The organism is Myxococcus xanthus (assembly GCF_006402735.1).
GTDB lineage: Bacteria > Myxococcota > Myxococcia > Myxococcales > Myxococcaceae > Myxococcus > Myxococcus xanthus_A.
In genome coordinates this window covers 7,778,198-7,795,096 of sequence record NZ_CP017174.1, presented here as the reverse complement: position 1 = coordinate 7,795,096, position 16,899 = coordinate 7,778,198, and the positions used below count along the sequence as shown (strand labels likewise).

At 69.9% G+C, this 16,899-nt stretch carries 14 protein-coding genes; 4 read left to right on the top strand and 10 right to left on the bottom strand.

The features are described from left to right. Positions 1-17: 17 nt before the first annotated feature. From BHS09_RS31990 to BHS09_RS31960, 7 genes are all read right to left on the bottom strand, one after another. Entirely contained in the window at positions 18-1,592 is a 1,575-nt protein-coding gene (locus tag BHS09_RS31990) for an aldehyde dehydrogenase (NADP(+)) (RefSeq protein ID WP_140795186.1), read from the bottom strand. Between the two features lie 70 nt (positions 1,593-1,662). Continuing rightward, positions 1,663-2,553 carry a dihydrodipicolinate synthase family protein gene (locus tag BHS09_RS31985; protein ID WP_140799905.1) on the bottom strand — a complete coding sequence of 297 codons (891 nt, stop codon included), beginning with the start codon at positions 2,551-2,553 and terminating at the stop codon, positions 1,663-1,665. Next, positions 2,550-3,827 carry an NAD(P)/FAD-dependent oxidoreductase gene (locus BHS09_RS31980; protein WP_140799904.1) on the bottom strand — a complete coding sequence of 426 codons (1,278 nt, stop codon included), beginning with the start codon at positions 3,825-3,827 and terminating at the stop codon, positions 2,550-2,552. The genes BHS09_RS31985 and BHS09_RS31980 overlap by 4 nt, the downstream gene beginning before the upstream one ends. Then, the gene (locus tag BHS09_RS31975; protein ID WP_140795183.1) at positions 3,820-4,089 is read right to left on the bottom strand and encodes a (2Fe-2S)-binding protein; all 270 of its coding nucleotides are present in this window, start codon (positions 4,087-4,089) and stop codon (positions 3,820-3,822) included. Before BHS09_RS31975 ends, BHS09_RS31980 begins: the two co-directional genes overlap by 8 nt. After that, complete coding sequence (locus BHS09_RS31970) at positions 4,082-5,218, bottom strand: NAD(P)/FAD-dependent oxidoreductase (protein WP_140799903.1); 1,137 nt, start codon at positions 5,216-5,218, stop codon at positions 4,082-4,084. Before BHS09_RS31970 ends, BHS09_RS31975 begins: the two co-directional genes overlap by 8 nt. Then, complete coding sequence (locus BHS09_RS31965) at positions 5,215-6,150, bottom strand: proline racemase family protein (RefSeq protein ID WP_140799902.1); 936 nt, start codon at positions 6,148-6,150, stop codon at positions 5,215-5,217. Before BHS09_RS31965 ends, BHS09_RS31970 begins: the two co-directional genes overlap by 4 nt. Before the next feature lie 255 nt (positions 6,151-6,405). Further along, positions 6,406-7,698: an ATP-binding protein gene (locus BHS09_RS31960; RefSeq protein ID WP_174260605.1), complete on the bottom strand. Its 1,293-nt coding sequence runs from the start codon at positions 7,696-7,698 to the stop codon at positions 6,406-6,408. Positions 7,699-7,925: 227 nt separating this feature from the next. Between BHS09_RS31960 and BHS09_RS31955 the strand changes: the two genes are divergently transcribed. Next, positions 7,926-8,774, top strand: a complete 849-nt coding sequence (locus tag BHS09_RS31955; RefSeq protein ID WP_237077642.1) for a DUF2911 domain-containing protein — start codon at positions 7,926-7,928, stop codon at positions 8,772-8,774. Positions 8,775-8,794: 20 nt separating this feature from the next. Here the strand turns inward: BHS09_RS31955 and bshA are convergent, their stop codons facing one another. From bshA to bshC, 3 genes are read right to left on the bottom strand one after another with little or no spacing between them, the layout of a single operon-like run. Further along, positions 8,795-9,958, bottom strand: coding sequence for an N-acetyl-alpha-D-glucosaminyl L-malate synthase BshA (bshA, locus tag BHS09_RS31950; protein WP_140795178.1), 1,164 nt, complete (start codon positions 9,956-9,958; stop codon positions 8,795-8,797). Further along, positions 9,955-10,761, bottom strand: coding sequence for a bacillithiol biosynthesis deacetylase BshB1 (gene bshB1, locus BHS09_RS31945; protein WP_140795177.1), 807 nt, complete (start codon positions 10,759-10,761; stop codon positions 9,955-9,957). Before bshB1 ends, bshA begins: the two co-directional genes overlap by 4 nt. Beyond that, positions 10,758-12,431, bottom strand: coding sequence for a bacillithiol biosynthesis cysteine-adding enzyme BshC (bshC, locus tag BHS09_RS31940; protein WP_174260604.1), 1,674 nt, complete (start codon positions 12,429-12,431; stop codon positions 10,758-10,760). The genes bshB1 and bshC overlap by 4 nt, the downstream gene beginning before the upstream one ends. 94 nt (positions 12,432-12,525) lie before the next feature. Between bshC and BHS09_RS31935 the strand changes: the two genes are divergently transcribed. Genes BHS09_RS31935 through BHS09_RS31925 form a run of 3 tightly spaced genes read left to right on the top strand, consistent with a single transcriptional unit; the run spans position 12,526 to position 16,894 of the window. Beyond that, positions 12,526-15,009 carry a PIG-L family deacetylase gene (locus BHS09_RS31935; protein ID WP_140795175.1) on the top strand — a complete coding sequence of 828 codons (2,484 nt, stop codon included), beginning with the start codon at positions 12,526-12,528 and terminating at the stop codon, positions 15,007-15,009. Further along, positions 15,006-15,185 (top strand): hypothetical protein, encoded by a 180-nt coding sequence (locus tag BHS09_RS31930; RefSeq protein ID WP_140795174.1) that lies wholly within the window; start codon positions 15,006-15,008, stop codon positions 15,183-15,185. Before BHS09_RS31935 ends, BHS09_RS31930 begins: the two co-directional genes overlap by 4 nt. Further along, entirely contained in the window at positions 15,182-16,894 is a 1,713-nt protein-coding gene (locus tag BHS09_RS31925) for a sodium:solute symporter family protein (RefSeq protein ID WP_140795173.1), read from the top strand. Before BHS09_RS31930 ends, BHS09_RS31925 begins: the two co-directional genes overlap by 4 nt. Positions 16,895-16,899 lie beyond the last annotated feature (5 nt).

The following is a 16,899-nucleotide window of genomic DNA, read 5'->3' as shown; positions in this document are numbered from 1 at the left end:
GACGGGGCACCCGGGAGTCACTCCCGCTTCAGTACCCCCTCCACCGTTCGCCACAGGTTCAAGGGATTCGCCTCGCGCAGCTCCGGCGGGAGCAGCGCGTCCGGTACATCCTGGAAGCACACCGGCCGCACGAAGCGGCGGATGGCGCCCGTGCCCACGGCGGTGAAGCGGCCATCCGAGCTGGCCGGAAAGGGACCGCCATGCACCATGGCCGGGCAGACCTCCACGCCCGTGGGGACACCATTCATCAGCACGCGCCCCACGCGGTCCGACAACGTGGGGAGCAGCTCGGAGGCCAGCGCCGTGTCTCCCGCATCCATCATCACCGTCGCGGTGAGCTGGCCTTCCAGCCTCGACGCCACGTGCACCAGCTCCGCCGCGTCACGCGCCACCGTCAGCACCGCGCAGCTTCCGAACACCTCTTCCGTGAGCGCGCTCTCGGCGAGCACCACGCGGGCCTCCGCCTCGAACAGCGCGGCAGCGCCCAGCGCGGCCTTCGACTCACCCCGTGCACAGGTCCGCGTGTCCGTGCGAGCGGCGAGACGGCTCACGCCCTCGCGAAAGCGCTCGGCGATGGCGGGCGTCAACATGGGCGCGGCCGAGGCGGCCCCCAGCTTCTCCGCGAGCCGCGCGCGGAAGACCTCGTACCCAGGGCCCTCCACCGCCACGAGCAGGCCAGGCGAGGTGCAGAACTGGCCCGCGCCCTGGAGGATGGACATGGCCAGCGCGTCCGCCATCGCCTGGGGACGGGCGGCCAGCGCCTCCGGCAGGAGGAAGATGGGGTTGATGGAGCCCATCTCCGCGAAGACGGGAATGGGAACAGGCCGAGCGGCGGCCAGCGCCATCAGCGCGCGTCCTCCGCCACGAGAGCCCGTGAAGCCGACGGCGCGGATGGCGGGGTGGCTCACGAGCGAGGCGCCCACCTCCGTGCCCGCGTCGAACAGGAGCGAGAACACGCCTTCGGGCAGCCCACACGCCGCCACGGCCTCGCGGATGGCCAGGCCTGCGCGCTCCGACGTCGCGGGGTGCGCGGGATGGGCCTTGGCGACGACGGGACAGCCCGCGGCCAGCGCGGACGCGGTGTCACCTCCGGCGACGGAGAACGCGAGCGGGAAGTTGCTCGCGCCGAACACGGCCACCGGCCCCACGGGGCGCAGCAGGGAGCGCAGGTCCGGACGCGGCAAGGGACGGCGCTCGGGCAGGGCCCGGTCGATGCGCGCATCCACCCAACTGCCTTCCTCCAGCAGTCGGGCGAACTGACGGAACTGTCCGGCCGCGCGGCCCAGCTCTCCCTGGATGCGCGCGGGGGGAAGTCCGGTCTCCTTTGGCGTCACGGCGAGGAAGTCCGCCTCCGCCGCGAGGAGCGCCTCGGCGATGTGCTCCAGGAACACGGCGCGCTGACGCGAGGGCAGCGCCGCGAGCGTGGGGGCGGCCTGCTCCGCGAGCACGCAGGCCCGCTCCACCTCCTGGGGCCGCGCGCCGTGGAAGCGAGGCTCGAGCGCCACGCCCTCCGCGGGATTCCAGCCGGTGAACGTCGGCCCACCGGGCTCGCCGCGTTCGGCGCCAATCAAGGACAGTCCCATCCAGTTCATGCGGCGACCTCACTCCGGGAGGGGGCCATCGCCCCTCCAGCTTCGATACAGGACACTTCGCGACGGGTCGCTACAACGCGGGCCGGTTCGCCAGGGCCTCGCGCAGCACGCGCAGACACTCCTCGCGCTCGGCACCCGCCAGCTCCAGCCGAGGTCCACGCACCCGCTCGTGGCCCCAGCCGACTTCCTGCTGCACCAGCTTGATGAGCTGGACGAACCGGGTGACGGTGTCCAGGCGCAAGAGCGGCAGGAACCAGCGGTACAACTCGAAAGCGGCCTGCTTCTTTCCAGCGAGGGCCAGCTCGAACAGTCGCACGGACTCGGCGGGGAACGCATTGACCAGCCCCGCCACCCAGAAGCGCGCGCCCGCGTCCACGCCCTCGACGAGGCAGTCGTCCACGCCCACGCCCACGGCCAGCCGGTCTCCCAGGAGGGCGCGAATGGCGGTGACGCGACGGGCGTCGGTGGAGGACTCCTTCACGGCGACCGCATTGTCATGCTCGGCGGCCAGCTCCGCGAGCTGGGCGGGGGTGAAGTCCGTCTTGTAGGCGACGGGGTTATTGTAGAGCAGGCACGGCAGCTTCGTGGCGCGCAGGACGGCGGATATGTGGGCTTTCATCTCGCGCCAGTCGCTGGAATAGACATACGGGGGCAACACCATCAGCCCGGCGCAGCCCGCTTCCTCCGCGGCGCGAGCCAGCCGCACGGCCTCCGCCGTGGACAGGGCGGCGATGCCCGGGATGACGGGCACCTTCACCGCGTCCACGCACGTGCGCATCACCGCGACCTTCTCCTCCTGGCTCAGCGTCGCGCCCTCGCCCAGTGAGCCGCAGGGGATGATGCCGGTGCAGCCCTGCGACACCAGCCAGCGCACGTGTGAGCGCACCGTGCCGTGGTCGACGGACAGGTCCGCGTTGAAGGGGGTGGTGATGGCGGGGAGGACACCAGTCCAGAGGTTCATGACTCTCTCGTGTGGGTAGAGGAAACGTCCGAGGGAAGGCGCAGGCTGCCGATGCGCGCGGGAAGACACGGTGGGCGCACGTCCTCGCCCGGCCAGCCGAAGAGGGTTTGCGCCGCCGTGCCGCAGGTGCGGCCCTGGCAGGCGCCCATGCCCAGCCGGGCGTACAGCCGGGCCTCGCGGAGGTTCTGACAGCCCTCCAGCGCGGACATGGGCACGTCCTCGCAGCGGCACAGCAGCGTGTCGGGCGTGGCCAGTCGTCGCAGCTCCGCGCGTGGCGCGTCATGCAGCGCGAGCTGGGCGGCGAACGCGTGGACGCGATGCCAGGTGTGCTCCAGCTCGACGGGGATGGGTTGCTCGGCGGCGGCGAGTCCGGCCAGCTCTCCAGTGACGAGCGCCTGGTCCACGCCGCCGATGCCGAGCAGCTCGCCCACGGCGTGGACCTTGGGGACTCGCGTCTCCAGGCGCTCGTTCACGACCACCGCGCTGGCCGAGGTTTCACAGCCCAGCATCCGGGCCACTTCCAGATTGGGCACGAGCCCGTAGGCCGCGCCCAGGTAGTCGCACCGCGGCTGTTCCTCGCGACCGCGCACGGACAGGCGCACCGACTCCACCCGGCCCTCGCCTTCAGCGGCGATGACCCAGGCGTCCGTGGACGTGGGCACGCTGATGAGCGCCGCGGACATCAAGGCGCCTTGGAGCAGCCTGGCCGGGTGTCGCCAGAGCTGGAGGGCGAAGCCCCAATGGCTCGCGGCGGAGGCTTGCTCGGCGATGTAGAGGACCTCGCCACCGTGGGCGTGAATCGTCGCGGCGGCGGCGAGCAACAGCGGGCCCGTGCCGGCGAGCACCACGCGCTTGCCGCGAATGGGGAAGCCATCCTTTACGAGCACCTGGAGGCCGCTGACGCCCAGCACGCCCGGCAGTGTCCAGCCGGGGAACGGGAGGAAGCGCTCGCGTGCGCCGGTGGCGAGCACCGCGCGGCCGTAGCGCACCGCGAACGAGGAGGAGCCCTCTTCGACCAGGAGCACTCCCGGCTGGGGCGCGGCGACGACGCGGGCGCCTGGACGAAAGCGAGCGCCCGACGCGGCGAAGCGGGTGAGCCACCGGCGCGCGAGGCGATTCGCGCCCTTTCGGGCCTCGCCTCTCCAGACCTGACCACCGGGCTCGGGCTGGGCGTCGAGGACGAGCACATCCAGCCCCGCCTCGGCCGCACGGCAAGCGGCGGCGAGTCCGCCAGGTCCGGCGCCGACGACCACGAGGTCACAGGCCTCACGCATCGGTCACCACCTCCTGGTCCTCACGGCACGGCGTCAGGCACATGAGGACCTCGGGCACACCATCGATGGTGGCTCGGCACTCAAAGCAGACCCCCATTCCGCAGAGGGGCCCGCGGGGGCGCCCGCTCAAGTCGGCGCGACTGACGAAGCGGTCCGTCATCGCCAGCGCAGCCGCGACAGACGTTCCCACCGGCACCGTGACAGCACGTCCGTTGATGCGCAGGGTGACGAGCGGGGTGGCCTTCGACGCGGGCTCACGCATGAGCGACCTCCCGAGAGGACACCGCCAGGAAGCGCGCGGGTGAATACGGACGCGCATCGATGGGGCTGGTGCGCCCGAGCAGCTGGTCCGCCACCAGTCGCGCGCTGCCCGTGGCGGTGGTGATACCGAGCCCCTCATGGCCACAAGCCAGCCAGAGCCACGGCTTCTCCGGATGAGGCCCCAGCAAGGGCAGACCATCGGGTGTCGCCGGACGCAGCCCCGTCCAGACGCGCAGTGCCTGCAAGCCATCGAGCCCCGGAAGGAACATGGCCGCGCGCTTCAGCATGCGCTCCAGGAGCGCCGCGTCCACCTCGCGCGTCGCATCGCCCGGCTGTCGCGACGAGCCCAGCAAGAGCTGCCCCGTGACACGCGGCTGGGCATTGAACGCCACGGAAGCGCCGTCCGTGCCGTGCGCGCTCTTGAGGTAGCCCAGCTCCACCAGTTGGTGATGCACCACGGGAGCCCCGCGCCGGGTGATGAGCAGGTGCCCCTTGCGCGGAGAGATGGGCAGCCCAGGGCAGAGCGTGGGACTGGCCACGCCCGCCGCGAGCACGATGTGCCGTGCCGTCAGCACCTCCCCATTGGAGATCACGACACTTCCCGAGCGCAGCTCCCGAACCGGACACCCTGTCATCAGCCGCGCACCTCGAGCCTGGGCACGCAGCGCGAAGGTCCGCGCGGCGAGCGGCGGATACAGCACGGCATCATCCACGACACGCAGCGCCCCCACGAGTCCCGGAGCCAGCGCGGGCTCGGCCTCATGGAGCGCCGCGCTGTCGAGCACCTCGGCACGGACACCCGCGGCGCGGTAGTTGGCCACCTTCGCGGAGACAGCGGCCATCTCCTCGTCATCGGCGGCGAGCCAGAGGGTGCCACACGCGTCGTACTCCACCGCGCGAGGCAATCCATCCGCGAGTTCACGCCACAACGACACGGACCACGACGTCAGCGCGAGCTCCGCCGCGTTGTCATCCATGGCCACCAGGTGGCCCATTCCGCACGCCGTCGTCCCCGCACCAATGGACCGCGCCTCGACGAGCGCCACCGACACGCCGTCGGCGCTGAGCACATCCGCGAGCGCCGCGCCGACGATGCCACCGCCGACGATGACGCAGTCGAAGGCGCTCATCCGATGCCCCAGGCAAAGGGGTCCGTCGGGTCCACCAGCAACGTGGCCTCCGCGTTGACGGACGCGGTGCCGGTGATGGTGGGCAGGATGCGCGCACCGTCCCGGACGTAGCGCGCCTCGAAGCGACTGCCGAGGATGCTCTCCTGCACCCACGTCGCGCCTTCCGCGAGCACACCCTCGGCGGCCAGACACGCGACCTTCGCGCTCGTCCCGGTGCCACATGGCGAGCGGTCATAGGCCAGCCCTGGACAGAGCACGAAGTTGCGAGCATCCACCCCCGGCGTCGGAGAGGGGGCGTACAGCTCGACGTGGTCGATCTCCGCGCCGCCCTCCCCGGTGATGTCCTGGTCCGAGAGCGCCTGCTTGATGGCGGAGGTGTACGCCAGGAGGGCGGGAGTCCGCGACAGCTCCAGCGGCAGGTGCGTGGCACGGGAGAGGAAGAACCAGTTGCCGCCCCAGGCGATGTCGCCGCGCACCTCGCCATGTCCCGGCACAGACACCGCCACGTCATGCGCCCACCGGTAGCTCGGCACATTGGCGATGCTGACGCGCCCATCCGGATGCAGCGTGGCCTTCACCACGCCAACGGGAGTCTCCAGCGAGTGGACGCCAGGACCGATGCGCCCCAAGTACTCCAGCGTCTTCACCACGCCGATGGTCCCGTGGCCGCACATCCCGAGATAGCCGACGTTGTTGAAGAAGATGATGCCGGCGACGCTCGACGCATTGACAGGCGGACACAGCAGCGCGCCCACCATGACGTCGGACCCACGGGGCTCGCAGACGATGGCCTTGCGAAAGGCGTCGAACTTCTCGCGGAAGCGCTCGCGCAAGCTCGCCAGGTCGCCCGCTCCCAGCTCCGGGCCTCCATCCGTCACCACGCGCGTGGGCTCACCCCCGGTATGACTGTCGATGACACGAATGCGCCGCATGCGAACCGCTCCCTCTACCCGGGCCACCCATGAGCCACCCTAGGAGTCCCGAGGCGCTGTTTCTTGGGAGATTCGACCGCACTCGCGAGGCAATCACGCAAATGCCCCAGCGAGCAGGCACCCTCGGGGACACCCGCCGGAGACACGCGCGCCCGCGGGGAGGTACCGGTTGGCCGCAGCGGACACCGAGGCGCCCGCGGTGCATTCCATCGCCTCAGAATGAAACGGCCGCACGCCCGTGCCGATGGCCGGGGCTCACCACAGGCCCTGCTGGCGCAGCAGCTCAGCCAGCGGGTGTGCGCCCAGCCCGTGCGCGTCGAAGAGCCGGCCCGCGACCTCGTGTGTGGGATTCTTCCACGCGATGCGCTCCGGCCCGTCCTCTCGCGTGTTGCCACACAGCAGGAGCGACGCCCTCAGCGCCTCGGCGGACGGAAACAGCGTGTGCTCGAAGAGGAGCGGATTCTGGCTGGTGAGAAATACCTGCCGCGCGCCCATTTCCCGCATGCTCGCTTCCACCCAGCGCGGATGCAGCCCATTGCCCAGCTCGTCCGCGATGGCGAAGTCCTCGTTCACGTCCAAGTAATAGAGCAGTGACAGCAGCCGCTTCTGCCCGAAGCCCAGCGCCTCGTGTGTCAGCACCCGGCCATCGCGCCTCGTGAACTCGAAGCCAAAGCCCCCAAAGCCCACTCGCCCTCCGTTCTCGAACGACCGCTTCTCCAGCACCTCCACGCGGAAGCGGCCTGCCTCGAAGCCCGCCAGCGCCACGAACTTCGCCAGGAAGCTGCCTTCGCGCGCGTCGTGCGTCAGCTCGAGCACGTCCGTAACGGATGGCTGCTCCATCTGCTCACGCAGCCAGCCCGGCATCCACGTGGGCAGGGCCATCAGCCCTAGCGGGAACACTTCGCCGTCCCGCACCTCCATGGCGTAGCGGATGGCGCCGATGCGCTCGAACATCCCCAGCGCTTCGTCGAAGCGCTGCGGCGCCAGCAGGAACGTGCGGCGCAGCAGCTCCTTGAGCCGCTCCTTCATCCCCGCGTCGATGTACTGCGCCGTCATGAACAGCAGCGTCCACACCGACCGGTCCAGCAGCGACCAGTGCATGCTCCGCGACCACACGGCCTCGCCGTCCACTTTGCAGTCCATGCCCGCTGCGTCCGCACGCATCACCAACCTGGCCGACGGCGAATGGAACAGCACGTCCACTTCGATGCGCGGGTGCAGCGAGGAATCCAGCGCGGGTGTACGCAGCGGCATCAGCGCGGAGCCCTTTCGCGGCGGTGCCTCCGCGTCTGGCGCAGGAGCGTTCTCCTCGTTCCGGACGAAGACGTGCAGCTTCATGCCTGGGAATGCCAGGTCGTACTCCAGCGCGAACGGCTCGTGGATGAGGCTGGAGAAGTCCGAGCCCAGCACCGTGGAGATGAGCTCCAACAGCGTCGTCCTGCCGGTGCCGTTCTCTCCCAGCACCAGATTGTAGGACGGGCTGAACACCAGCGAGGTGCCAGGGACGACGTTCCGGTAGTGATGGACCTCGAGCCGCGTGAGCTTCATGGGTCTCCTCGGCGCGCAGCATGGCCAGTGTGGGCGCGCGGGGGAACCGCGCAATGTCACGGAATGTCCACCTCCATTCGTGTGTAGAGGGCGCCCGAGCCCCTCCCTGGACGGTCGCCGCATGACGCGGTGCAGGCCAAGGTGGAACGTGAGGTGGAGCGAGACCTCGTCTATACACTCCGCCGGCTCTGCGACCCCTCCGGGTCGGAAAGGACGAAGTGAGGACGATGAAGAACCAGCTTCTCAGCTGTATGGCCTCCGCGCTCATGACCCTGTCGGCGATGCCCGCGCTGGCTCAACTCAAGCTGCCGGCCGCCAGCCCCGCGGCGAAGGTGACGCAAGAGGTGGGTGTCTCCGAGATTTCCGTCGAATATTCCAGCCCCGCGGTGAAGGGCCGGAAGGTCTGGGGCGAGCTGGTCCCCAATGACAAGGCCTGGCGCAGCGGCGCCAACTCGGCGACGAAGATTACCTTCAGCCACCCTGTCACCTTTGGCGGCAAGGCCGTTCCGGCGGGCTCCTACGCCATCGTCAGCCTGCCCTCGCAGAAGGGTTGGAAGGTGATGCTGAACACGGACCTGGGCCTGTGGCGGGGCGGCGCGCCCTACGACACCGCCAAGGACGTGGCCTCGGTGAGCGCCACCACCACGGAGATTCCGTCGCGCGAGCGCCTGACGTACCTCTTCACCGACACCACGGACACCGGCACGCGGCTGGACCTGGAGTGGGAGAAGCTGCGCATCTCCGTGCCCATCACTGTGGACACCGCCGCCCTCGCGAAGGCGAACATCGAGCAGGCGCAGAAGAGCACGGCCATGATGCACGCGAGCGCCGCCTCCTACGTGGCGGAGGCCACCAAGGACTACGCCGCCGCGCTGAATCACGCCGACGCGGCCGTGGCCGCCAACCCCACCTGGTACAACCACTGGGTTCGCGCGGGTGTCCTGTCGCAGATGGGCAAGTACAGCGAGGCCCGCAAGGCCGCGCAGGCCGCGTGGGACCTGGGGCAGAAGGACAAGAACTTCTTCTACCGTGACCAGGTCTCCAAGGCGCTGGCGGAGTGGAAGAACAAGAAGTAGCCAGCCGCTCCCGGGGCTCCTCAGCGACGGAGGGGCCCCGTCAGGAGCCGGCGGTAGAGCGCTTCGTAGCGGTCGATGGCGGGTTCCTTCTGGAAGCGCTCCAGGACCTGCGCCCGCGCGCGGTGCGAGAAGCCCTGCCAACGCTCCGCGTCCTCGACCAATGTGAGCACGTGCCGGGCCATGGCCGGGACGTCACCCAGCGGCGCCAGGAAGCCCGTTTCCCCGTGCGTGACGAGCTCCGGGATTCCGCCCAGGTCGCTGGCCACCACGGGAATGCCGCAGCTGAGCGCTTCCAGCGCGGCGAGCCCGAAGCTCTCCTGCTCGCTGGGAAGCAGGAAGACGTCGGAGGCGGCGACCAGTTCCTCGAAGCGGTCCTGCTTGCCGAGGAACGCGACGCGGCCCTCCAGGCCCATCTCCCGCAGCATCCGCTCCGCGGGCGAGCGCTCCGGACCGTCCCCCACCATCACTAGGCGGCAGGGACGGTGGCGGTGGACCTCGGTGAAGATGGCGACCACGTCGACGATGCGCTTCACCGGCCGGAAGTTGGAGACGTGGATGAGCACCGGCTCGTGGTCACGCAGGGCCGGGAAGAGCGCGCGCAGGCAGGCGCGGTCTCGCACCGGGGCATAGCGGGCGGTATCCACGAAGTTGGTGATGACGTCGATGGGGACGCTCTCGGGAATGTCGAAGCCCCGCCACGTCGCGCGGCGCAGGTAGGCCGACGGCACCGTCACCGCGTCGCTTCGCGTGATGGAGAAGCGCGTAATCGGCAGGTAGCTGGGGTCGATTCCCACCAGCGTGGTGTCCGTCCCGTGCAGGGTGGTGACGACTCGCGGCGCCTTGTGGCCCAGCACCTCACGCGCCATCCACGCGGCGGTGGCGTGAGGCACCGCGTAATGGACGTGCAGGATGTCCAGGCGCTCGTAGTTGGCGACCTCGATCATCTTGGAGGCCAGCGCGATGGGATAGGTGCTGGACTGCTGGAGCGCCGGGTAGTCGCTCTCCGTCACCTCGTGGAAGACGACCTTCCGGTTCGCGCCATGGAGGCGTACCGGCAGGTCCCGAGCGATGAAGTGGACGCGGTGGCCCCGGTCCGCCATCGCGAGGCCAATCTCCGTGGCGACCATGCCGCTGCCACCGAAGGTCGGAAAGCAGGTGATGGCCACGTTGAGCGGGGCGTTCATGTGCGTGCCGGGAAGAACAGGGGTCGGGCGAAGCTATTCCTGCGAAAGTGGTCGAGCGGGTCGGCCAGTCCCAACGCCTCGCGGAGGACGTAGGGCTCGCCGTGGGTGACGCCAATCTGCGCGCCATAGAAGCGATCCCTGGCTTCCAGCGAGGACAGCGATAGCGGTGAGCCCACCAGCGTGGGCGGGGCGTCCGGCCGGGGCATCACCTGGCTGGCGTAGCAATGTACCGCCGCCAGCTTGCGCTCATAGACGGCGGAGACGTCGACGACGACGCTGGGCTCGGCCAGGTGCCGCAGCGGGTAGTAGAGGACCTGCCGCGGCGTGAAGGGCTCCGCTGCGGGCTCGGCGTCGAACTTGCGCACGCCCGCGAAGAAGAGGGCGCGCGTCACCAGCGCACTGGCGGCTTCATGGTCCGGGTGCCGCTCCTGCTCCCAGGGCACGACGACCAGCTCCGGACGCAGGCGGCGCAGCGCTTCCACCACGCGGGCCACGGCGGCGGTGCGGGCGCGCTCGGGCTCGGGCGTGTCGAAGCCCGCCCACGGATTGAGCCAGCCGTCGGGCAGCTCCAGGTTCTCCCGGTGGGCCAGGCCCAGCGCGCGGGTGGCGGCCTCCGTCTCCTCCGCGCGGGACTGGAGCGTGCCGCGCGAGCTCTTCTCGCCGCGCGTCAGGTCGACGATGCCAGTGCGGTAGCCACGGGCGGCCATGCTCGCCAGCAGCCCGCCGCAGAACAGCTCCACGTCATCCGGGTGGGGGCCGAAGGCGAGCACGTCGATGCCGTAGGCGGTGCCGTTCGCGCTCATGGCGTCAGGTCCTTCGAGTCACCGGAGAAGGGGACACACGCGTCCAGCACCAACTGGGTGAAGGCTCGCGCCCCGATGCGGCAGGCGAAGTAGGGCAGCCCGAGGACCCGCTCCTGGGGCGCGCCCTCCGGGAAGAGGAAGGTGCGCAGGCGGTCCACCTGTTCGGCCGCCGTGGCATCGCGCCGGGCGAGCGCGCGGCGGTAGCGGCCCGTCAGACGGGACACCGCGACACGCACCGTGCCCTCGGTGCGGCGCAGCGCATCCTGGAGGTTCGCGTCCACCGCCGACACCTGCCCGGCGACGCGCTCCAATTCGGAGGAGAATGCGCCGAAGAGGCGGGCCTCAAGAGCCTCGGGCGTCTCCAGCGACTCCGGGGCATCACGCGTGGCCAGCCGCGTGAGCAGCGTGTCGCGCGGCACGTTCACCTCATCCGGCTGGAGTCCCACCCTGCCGAGCCACCGTCGCGCGCGATCATCGAGCACCCGGAAGCGGGCCCGAGGAATGGCGAGCGGCATCGGACGTCCCGCGTGGGCGTAGAGCGGTGCCAGTTGCGCGAAGTAGGCCAGCTCGCCCGGGCCGCCGACATACGCGGCCGTGGGGAGCCAGGTGTCCTGGAGGAGGGGACGCAGCAGCGCGGACGTGGTGAATCGCAGCGGCTCTCGCTCCAGGGCGGCATGCAGCGCGTCCTGGGTGATGGCGCTGCTGTCCGGGTGACCCACCAGACTCCAGGCCCCCGCTTCCGCCGGGTCCAGTCGGTAGCGCGGGCCATCGAGCGCATCCGGAGAGAAGAAGCTGAGCGGCGAGCCCGGACGGACATGGACCTGCACCGTGTAGCCCGCGCGGGTGAGCGCCTCCGTTCGGGCCGCGAGCACCGAGGCGAGTGCCCCCGCTTCCTGGAGGGCGAAGCGATGCACGGGCGCGGCCAGTGGCGCCAGCCGTGCGTCTCTCGGGTCGACGAAGACGAGTCCCTCGTCGGCGAAGAGGGATGACAGTACGTCGGTGAAGGCTCCCGCGAGCGTGGCTTCGGGACGGTAGGCCCGCTCCAGCAGGGAGAGGAATTCCTCCGCGTGGGGTTCTGCTTCCAACTCGGCGCGGAGGGTGGCCAGGGCGGGGAGGACGCTCGGTCCAAGGTGACGGTGGGCGATGGGCGCTCGAGACGCTGCTGCATCCGGAAGCTCGAGCGCCAGTCGACATGGCCCTCCGCCCGGACGTGGGATGACACAGTGGTCAATCTCCGGAAGGTCGTGGTCCTCCGTCTGGAGCCAGAAGACGGGAACACAGGGCCGGCCGGTTTCTTCCCGAAGCGCGCGCGCCGTGACGATGGCGGATGCGGCCTTGTAGAGCGTGTACAGCGGCCCCAGGAAGAGGCCCATCTGCTGCCCCGTCACCACCGCCACGGTGCCGGGCTGCGCGAGCAGCGCGAGGTTGCGCTCCCGCGCGGGACTGGGCGCGAGGCGCGCGTTCTGCGCACCGAGGACGTCCAGCAAGGCGGGCGACACCGCGCGCGACGCGGCGGCGGCCACGGCCCGGGCGCGCGCTTCACGGTGTCGATAGTCGTCGGAAAGGAAGGAGAGCGCGGACGCATCTCCGCGAAGCCACGCGGTCGAGAACGAGGACGTCACGGCATGCCGTGATAACAGGTCGCGGCGGACGCGCCACCGGAAGTGCACGCCTGCACGTCATGTGCGGCCGTGACGGCGCGTGTCATCCCGGGTCGAACGCGAGCCGCGCGCAGGGAAGAGGCTTGTTATAGGGTCCGCCCGAATGCGGAACCTGCTCCTCGGAATGACGCTGGCCATGAGCCTTGGAATCGGGTCGACGGCGGTGGCGCAGCCTCCTCGGCAGCTCCACGCGGGTGAAATCGCGGCGGGCCTGAAGCGGCTCGGTGTGACGGGCAGTGTTCTCTATGTCGCGGCCCACCCGGACGACGAGAACACGCGCTTGCTCGCGTGGCTGGTGGGAGACCGCGGCCTGCGCGCGGGTTACCTGTCCGTGACGCGCGGCGATGGTGGGCAGAACCTCATCGGTACCGAGCAGGACGCCCTGTTGGGGCTCATCCGCACGCACGAGTTGCTCGCCGCGCGGAGCGTGGACGGTGCGGAGCAGTTCTTCACGCGGGCGCGGGACTTCGGCTACTCGAAGAGCGCGGAAGAGGCGCTGCGCATCTGGGGACATGAAGCGGTGCTGGCGGACGTGGTGCTCGCCATCCGCCGCTTCCAGCCGGACGTCATCATCACCCGCTTCACCACGGAGCCGCCGAACCACGGCCACCACACGGCCTCGGCGCTGCTCGCGGCGGAGGCCTTCATCGCCGCCGCCGACCCGAAGCGCTTCCCCGAGCAGCTCTCCGAGGTGAAGCCCTGGAAGACGGACCGCCTGCTGCAGAACGCCTCCCAATGGTGGTTCAAGCCCGATGAGGACCTGTCCCGCTACGTGAAGCTGGAGGTGGGCGGCTACGACGCGTTGCTCGGGCGTTCGTGGGGCGAGGTGGCTGCGGAGAGCCGCAGCCAGCACAAGAGCCAGGGTTTCGGCCAGGCCACGGACCGAGGCCCCAGCACGGAGTACTTCACACCGCTGGCGGGGACGCTGCCAAAGCGCGATGTGTTCGAGGGGCTCGACTTCTCCTGGAAACGTTGGAAGGGCTCCGAGGCCGTGTCCCGCGCGGTGGCCGCTGCGACGAAGGCGTTCGATGCGCGCGCCCCCCACCGCTCCCTTCCCGCGCTTGTCCGCGTCCACGAGGCGCTGACCGCGCTGCCGGACACCCACCCGTGGAAGGCGCCCAAGCTGCGGGAGACGGAGGCGCTCATCGCCGCCTGCGCGGGCCTGTTCCTGGAGGTGCGAGCCTCCGCGCCCACGGGCATCCCGGGACTGCCGGTGGCGTTGGACGTGGTGGCGCTGAACCGCTCTCCCGCCGCCGTCGAGTGGGTGGGGCTGACGCTGCCAGGCGAGAAACCCGAGGCCGTGGGGAAGGCGCTGGGGGCGAACGTGCCCTTGAAGCTGTCGCGCACGGTGACGCTGCCGACGACGGCGCCCATCTCCACTCCCTATTGGCTCCGCGAGCCCGTCACCGGAGGACTCTATACGCTCGAAGGCGAGGACCGCGCGCTCACCGGCCAGCCAGAGGGCGTTCCCGCGCTGTCGGTGGCGTTCGAATACAAGGTCGCGGGCCGGCGCTTCCGCGCGGTGCGTCCGGCGGTCTACGTCTGGACGGACCCGGTGAGCGGCGAGCTCTACCGTGACTTCGAGGTCGTCCCGCCCGTCACCGCCACGCTGGCGCAGGACGTGCTCATGTTCCCCAACGGCGAGTCCCGTGTCGTGCCGGTGGTGCTGGCCGCGGGGATGGATCAGGTGCCGGGCACGGTGCGGATGGTGGCGCCGCCTGGCTGGCGCGTGGAGCCCGCGTCGGTCGAGTTCAAGCTCGCGACACGCGGCGACGAGCGCACCATCACCTTCCAGGTGACGCCGCCCCAGGGCTCGACGCAGAAGGGTGACCTCTCCGTGGATGTCGACGTGGGGGACCGCGCCTGGTCCTGGCGTGCCCGCTCCGTGTCCTATCCCCACATCCCGCCGCTGACGGTGCGCCAGCCGTCCACGGCCACGGTGGTGCCCTTCTCCCTGGCCATGAAGGGCAAGCGCATCGGCTACATCCCCGGGCCGGGCGACCGCGTCGCGGAGAGCCTGAGCGCGGTGGGCTATGAGGTGACGCTGCTTCCCGAGGAGCGGCTGGCCCGGGAGAAGCTGGAGCGCTTCGACGCCATCCTCGTGGGCGTGCGCGCCTTCAACGCAAACACGCACCTGACCGTCCATCGGGAGCGGCTGCTCCAGTACGTGGAAGGCGGTGGGCGGTTGGTGGTGCAGTACAACACCAACAGCCGCGTGGGGCCGCTCACGTCCTTTGTCGGGCCCTATCCCTTGGAGATTGGTCGCGACCGGGTGACGGACGAGACGGCCGTGATGACGCCGCTCCGCGCCGATGAGCCGCTGCTGCGCACGCCCAATGCGCTGACGGCCGCGGACTTCGAGGGCTGGGTCCAGGAGCGCGGTCTCTACTTCGCGTCGTCGTGGGACGCTCGCTACCAGCCCGTGTTCGCCATGCACGATGCCGGCGAGGCGCCGCTCCAGGGCGCGCTGTTGGTCGCCCGCCATGGCAAGGGCACGTTCGTCTACACGGGCCTCGCTTTCTTCCGTCAGCTTCCCGCCGGAGTTCCCGGCGCCTACCGCCTGTTGGCCAACATCCTTTCTCAATGAGCACTGCCCCCCATCTGAATCCGAGTGAGCCCTCCGCCGAGGCCCCCGCGCCCCGGCCCGAGCTCGATGACGCGCCGCCGCTGTTGGGCTCGTGGCGCAACATCTACATCCTGGTGCTGGGCACCTTCGTCCTGTTCCTCGCCTTGGGCTGGGTGCTCACGGAGGTGTATTCGTGACGGGGCTCGACTGGGTGGTGCTCGGTGGCACCATCGCGTTCATCGTGGTGTGGGGCATCTGGAAGTCCCGCGGCGCGGCCTCCAGCGAGGAGTACCTGCGCGGCGGCCGCGAGCTGAAATGGCCCACCATCGGCCTGGCGGTGATGGCCACACAGGCCAGCGCCATCACGTTCCTCTCCGTCCCCGGGCAGGCCTACGAGGACGGGATGCGCTTCGTGCAGTTCTACTTCGGACTGCCGATCGCGATGATCATCATCAGCGCCGTCTTCGTGCCCATCTACTACCGGCTGAACGTCATCACGGCCTATGAGTACCTGGAGTCACGCTTCGACCTGAAGACGCGGCTGCTGGGCGCCTTCCTCTTCCTCATCCAGCGGGGACTCGCGGCCGGCATCACCATCTACGCGCCCGCCATCATCCTCTCCGCCATCCTCGGCTGGCCGCTGGAGCCCACCGTCATCGTCATGGGCGCGGTGGTCATCCTCTACACGGTGACGGGCGGGGCCAAGGCGGTGAGCCAGACGCAAAAGCAGCAGATGGTGGTGATGATGGGCGGCATGGTGGTGGCCGCCATCGTCATCGTCTGGCGGCTGCCGGAGCACGTGTCGTTCGGCAAGGCGGTGGACGTCGCGGGCGCATTCGGCCGGATGAACGTGGTCAGCTTCGACTTCGACATGCAGGACCGCTACAACTTCTGGTCCGGCATCACCGGAGGACTGTTCCTGTCCCTGTCGTACTTCGGCACGGACCAGTCGCAGGTGGGCCGCTATCTCTCCGGCCGCTCCATCTCCGAGAGTCGGCTGGGGCTGCTCTTCAACGGCGTGCTGAAAATCCCGATGCAGTTCCTCATCCTCTTCGTCGGGATTCTCGTCTTCGCCTTCTACCAGTTCAGCACGCCGCCGCTGCTCTTCAACGAGGCGCTGCGCACCCGCGTGCAGGGCACGGCGCAGGCGGCCGAGTACGCCGCGCTGGAGTCGAAGTGGGAGCAGGTCCAGTCCGGCAAGCGCGCGGAAGTGGAGCGCTACCTGTCGGCCGTCGATTCAGGCGACGTGGCGGCCGGGGATGCGTCGCGGGCGCTGCTGCAAGGCCATGCGCAGGAGGCGAGCGCCGTCCGCAAGGAGGCCAAGGACCTGGTGGTCCGCGCGCTGCCCGGCGCGGAGACGAAGGACTCCGACTACATCTTCATCTCCTTCGTGAAGCGCTGGCTGCCCAGCGGACTGTTCGGCCTGCTCATCGCCGTCATCCTGTCCGCGGCCATGAGTTCCATCGCCAGCGAGCTGACGGCCCTGGGCACGACGACGACGGTGGACTTCTACCGGCGGGTCTTCCAGCGCAACGCTTCCGACCGGCACGTGCTGGTGGCGTCGAAGCTGTTCACCGTGTTCTGGGGCGTCGTCGCGGTGGGCTTCGCGACCTTCGCGTCGCTCTTGGACAACCTCATCCAGGCGGTGAACATCCTGGGCTCCATCTTCTACGGGACGGTGCTGGGCATCTTCCTGGTGGCCTTCTTCGTGAAGCACGTTCGCGGCCATGCCGTGTTCGCGGCGGCCGTCATCTCCCAGGCGACGGTGATTGCCCTCTTCTTCCTCTCGGACGTGGGCTACCTCTGGTTCAACGTCATCGGCTGCGCGCTGGTGGTGGTGCTGGGCCTGGTGATGCAGGCCGTCCTGCCACGAGGCGAGACGCCGGCCCCGGCGACGGGGGCCTGAGTCCG